Source organism: Candidatus Hydrogenedentota bacterium (assembly GCA_019695095.1).
GTDB lineage: Bacteria > Hydrogenedentota > Hydrogenedentia > Hydrogenedentales > SLHB01 > JAIBAQ01.
In genome coordinates, this window is sequence record JAIBAQ010000374.1 from 1 (window position 1) to 2,987 (window position 2,987).

The 2,987-nt window shown below is 59.3% G+C and carries 3 protein-coding genes; 1 reads left to right on the forward strand and 2 read right to left on the reverse strand.

The annotated features are described in order from the left end of the window. Positions 1–659: SGNH/GDSL hydrolase family protein (locus K1Y02_26540; GenBank protein ID MBX7259941.1), on the reverse strand; the 659-nt coding region annotated here is incomplete at its 3' end. Positions 660–791: 132 nt separating this feature from the next. On the opposite strand from K1Y02_26540, the gene K1Y02_26545 reads away from it, so the two are divergent. Beyond that, positions 792–1,805: a Gfo/Idh/MocA family oxidoreductase gene (locus tag K1Y02_26545; protein MBX7259942.1), complete on the forward strand. Its 1,014-nt coding sequence runs from the start codon at positions 792–794 to the stop codon at positions 1,803–1,805. A 6-nt stretch (positions 1,806–1,811) separates the two neighbouring features. Here the strand turns inward: K1Y02_26545 and K1Y02_26550 are convergent. Beyond that, positions 1,812–2,987: hypothetical protein (locus K1Y02_26550; GenBank protein MBX7259943.1), on the reverse strand; the 1,176-nt coding region annotated here is incomplete at its 5' end.

Sequence of the window (2,987 nt, forward strand, 5' to 3'; positions counted from 1 at the left end):
ACTTCATCGGCTTCCACATCGGACCACGCGATCGTGCCCGCTTCGATTTCGGGCCACAGCGCATCTCTGAAGCTCACCATCGGGAGACCGTAGTGCGCTCCAATCGGCGCGTGCTGTTCCTGCGCATTCATGCCTTTGTTATTCATCATGAAAAGCAGCATTACCGCAGGACGATTGCGGGACTCCAAAATCTGTCGGACGACGCCTTCCAGCGTCTCCGCGAACGCAGGTGCATTGAGATCGTTTACTGCGTACTCTACCACGACAAAGTCTGGTTTCTTGGTCAAAAGATGATCGCCGACACGAAAAGCGCCGATATCCGATCCTGTCGCCCCGATACCTGCATTCACGTACTCGATTTGAGCCTGCGGAAATGTGTCGCGCCACCACTGAGCGATTCGGTCGCCATACCGGTTCTCGGGCTTGCTAGCCATCGCGCCTTGTGTGATGGAGCCGCCCAGCACACCGACGGTAACCTTCTCACCGCGTCTTGCTTTGGCAAACGCACGCTGCAGCCTCGCTGGATTCCCCATGCTCACAACAGAGCGCGAAAGCGCGGCGGAATCGGATAGAAGTGCATTCTCTTCCGTCCACCCAGCCGACGCGGACAGAAACAAAATGATGAAGACCGCTACCTGTGATGCTCCCCTCGACTTCATGGCTTCCCCCGTCGTTTTGGTCGAACAAGGCTCGCGGGAATCCTAGCACTTCGCGCTTGAGTGGACAACGGCTGCCCTATCCAACGACAATGCCGTGAAGCTGGGCGGTACTGGAATGAAGGAGACACGGCCATGTCGAAATTGGGCGTAGGCATTATTGGCTGCGGATGGGTTGCCGAGGAGTACATCAAGGGCTTCCAGAACGACGGCCGCGCGGAAGTGCGCGCGCTGGTGAACCGAAGCCAGGAACGTCCCGAAGCGTACAAAGCTCGCTACGCGCTCAATTGCACGGTGAGCCCCGATCACGAGGCCATGCTCGCGCGCAACGATATCGACTTGGTCGTCGTGGCCACCCCGCACGACCAACACACATCGTATGTCGTCGCCGCAGCGGAGGCCGGCAAGCACGTTGTGATCGAGAAACCGGTTGCATTGACGATGGAGGACGTGCGCCGTCAGCAGGCTGCGGTGCGGAAGGCGGGCGTGAAGTCCATCGTGGGTTTTGTGCTGCACTGGAATCCGCTGCTGATGACCATCGACCAACTGATTTCCGATGAAGCGTTCGGCAACATCTTCATGGTTGAGGTCGACTATATGCACCGGATTTGGTGCGCGCCCGAGGAAAGTTGGCTGGGTACCAAGCAGCAAGGCGGCACATCGTTCCTGGCGGCAGGGTGTCACGCGGTCGATGCGCTCAGGTGGTTTGCCCGCAGCGAGCCCGTTGAGGTGACCGCCTACGCGGTCAAGACAGAGAACCCCATCGAGTACACGGGCACGGCGGCGGCGGTCGTGAAGTTCGCGGATGGGAAGATTGGGCGTACAACCAGTTGCTTTGATGCGGAGATGCCCTACGTGTTTCACATCGGCGTCTACGGCACGGAAGGCTCGCTGCGTAACGATCGCGTCTACGCACCCAAGCGGTTTCCCGGACAGAACGGATTCATGCAGATCCCGTGCGTGTTGCCGGACAGCGGCGACGTCGCGCATCACCCCTTCCAAGGCGAAGTGACGCATTTCCTGGATTGCATCATTGAAAACAAGCGCCCAATTCCCGATCTCGACGACGCGGCAAAGACGATGGCGGTGTGTATTGCCGCCGATAAGTCGGTGGAAGAAGGTCGTCCCGTGCGGCTGGACGAAGTGTAGGCCTCGCTACCCGCGCGGAATGTGCCCGTGTTCAACCGCCGTCTTGTAGAAGGCCTCGCAGGTGCCGAGCCGCGCAAGCGGCGGCAAGTTATTGCCTTCCTGAAAGACGAAACAGCCGCCATGCAACACGCCTGACTCGGCGATACGTTTTGTCTCCTGGATGATCGGCGCAGGGTCGTCCGTGAGAAAGAACGAGACTTTCGGTCCTCCGTAAACGATCGTGTTGTTGCCAAGTTCACGCCTGACGGCCGCGAAATCTACCGGGAAACCCGTGTCGAATTGCGTCACGCCACATTCTCTTCGAATAGTGGGGTAATGGCGTTGGGCATTGCCACACAGGTGCATGCCTCGCCGCGTGTGCGTCGCGAACTCGTCGTACAACTTTCGGTGCCACGGCAACACAAACTCCCGATACTGCTCCACGGACAGCATTTGTACGGCGTCGTCGGCTAGCCAGAAGTCGTCGCACGGGATGGGGATGTCGAACTTGCGTCGCCATGCCCTCATGCGCGTGCGCATCGCTTCATACAGGTACTCCAACAGCGTGTGGGCATAATCGGGGTCCAGCAACATGTCGGAACAGAATTCCATCGCACCGCGCACCGCCACCGCCGCCGTGAACATGCCGTCCGTGCCCGCATATGACGGCATCAGCAAGGGTCCGATAGGCCGGTCAAGCCACGTCCATCCTTCGCGCCGCTTTTTGTCCCAATGACCCGCGAACGCCAGAAATCGTTCCGGCCATTCCCCCGCAAAGGGCTCGGGCAATCCACGGTCGAAGAGCAGCGTCTTTGTGTCGTCAGTAAGGAAAGGTGTGGTATCAGGAATCTGGCCATCGCGAAAATGCACGGGGCATCCCAGCCACGCAGCGTCATACGTGTTCTCGAAGTCCACGTAGATCGGCCACTCCTCAGGCAATCCGTGTTCATGATCGCCCGGCAAGAAATGGCGCACCCACAGGCTCCACTCGAGAACACCTTGGCCCATCACGTCTGGGTCGGTCATGTACTGTTCGTATGTAATTCCTCGCGTGTTGTGCTCAGGGTTCAACAACAGCACGCGCGGGTTGGTATTCAGTCGAACGGGCGCCCGCTCATTGGCGCGTTTCCAGAACGCCCCCCACAACTCCTTGCTCCGCGCGTTGGTATCGGTCCAGTCGCGCTGAGGAAGGGGAGGGAGCGA